Origin of the sequence: Streptomyces phytophilus (assembly GCF_013870535.1) — a bacterium.
GTDB classification, from domain to species: Bacteria; Actinomycetota; Actinomycetes; order Streptomycetales; family Streptomycetaceae; genus Streptomyces; species Streptomyces phytophilus.
Genome location: NZ_JACBXC010001331.1, coordinates 1 through 1,614, shown reverse-complemented (window position 1 = coordinate 1,614; position 1,614 = coordinate 1). Strand labels below are relative to the sequence as shown.

1 protein-coding gene is annotated in these 1,614 nt (G+C 74.0%); it reads left to right on the top strand.

From position 1 onward, the window contains the following. Positions 1-367 precede the first annotated feature (367 nt). Complete coding sequence (locus H5J30_RS32100; protein ID WP_181791134.1) at positions 368-1,354, top strand: glycerophosphodiester phosphodiesterase family protein; 987 nt, start codon at positions 368-370, stop codon at positions 1,352-1,354. Positions 1,355-1,614: the final 260 nt, after the last annotated feature.

Genomic DNA, 1,614 nt, shown 5'->3' with positions numbered 1-1,614 from the left:
TCCCGGGGAGCCGGCAGCGTCCGAACCACCCGGCCCCTCCGGTCCCGCCGGCCAGGCGCCGCCGGCCCCCGTGTTCGCGCGCTCAGGAGACTCGACCGGAGACCTCGCTCCCGCGTCCGGCGGCGGAAAGTCCGGCCGCCGGGGCGTCGCGCCGTCGTTCTCGGTACTCACAGCTCTCTCCTTCACGTTTCACGCCAGGTGCCAGTTGCGCCTACCCGCCCAATCAGGGTCCCGCACCGCTTGTCAGCGGACGGTAAACCGCACCTGGTCTTTGGCTGACATCCTTTACTTCGGACATTCCCGGCGCATCCCCTGGGTGGCAGACGAGGGCCGGGCCACCTGGCGCGCCGGGTGGCACGATGAGCCGGTGAGCCAAGCACCCGCGGATGGGCCGTACGGGCGTACGCGGCCGGATCCGCCCGCCGTCGTCGCGCACCGGGGCGCGTCCGAGGCGGCGCCGGAGCACACGCTCGCCGCGTACCGCACGGCCATCGAGGAGGGCGCCGACGCCCTGGAGTGCGACGTGCGGCTCACCGCCGACGGCCATCTCGTCTGCGTCCACGACAGGCGCGTCAACCGTACCTCCGACGGCCGCGGCGCCGTCTCCGCACTGGAACTCGCCGACCTCGCCGCCCTCGACTTCGGCTCCTGGAAGGCCCGCGAGGAGCGCCGCGACGAAGTGGGCCGGCGCCAGCGCGAGACACCGGAGGAGCCCGACTGGGAACGTACCTCGGTACTCACCCTGGAACGCCTGCTGGAGCTGGTGACCGACTCCGGGCGCCGGGTGGAACTCGCCATCGAGACCAAGCACCCCACCCGCTGGGCCGGCCAGGTCGAGGAGAAACTGGTCGAACTGCTCCGCCGGTTCGGCCTCGCCGGCCCGGCGGCCCCCCGCACCGGCCGGGCCGGACCGCGCACCGGCCGGGCGGCCCCCCGTACCGAAAGCGCCGCGGCCCACACCGCCGCCGGCCCCCACCCGGAAACCGACGGACCCTCCCTCGTGCGGGTGATGAGCTTCTCCGCCCGCTCCCTGCACCGCGTCCACGCCGCCGCGCCCGCCGTCCCCACCGTCTTTCTCATGCAGTTCCTCCTGCCCCGCTTCCGCGACGGCCGCCTGCCCCGCGGCGTCGGCATCGCCGGACCGAGCCTGCGCATCGTGCGCGCCAACCCCGGCTACGTCGCGCGCCTGCACCGCGCCGGCCACCGCGTCCACGTCTGGACCGTCGACGAACCCGACGACGTCGCCCTGTGCGCCCGCCTCGGCGTCGAGGCCGTCATCACCAACCGCCCCCGGCAGGTCCGGGCCCAACTGGACCGCATCGGCTACGACACACCGCCCACCGGTGATGCGTGACTACGCGTAGTACCGCGGCGCGCGCACTGCGTTCGGTTACGTAACGAGTGCATCAACGGTCGCCGGTTGGCCGGTTTCCGATCCACCCCGGGGGGGCATTGACTCCCTGTTGCGGGGCGAGGAGATCGCTGGGGGTGGTGATGTTCGTGGTGGCACAGCAGGCGCCGGCTTCGTCCATGGCCGTTCCCCACGGCCCGGACGGAGTAGGGCTGGCGCGCCGCCGCCTGCGCGCCGACCTGCGCGCCCGCGGCACGTCGGAG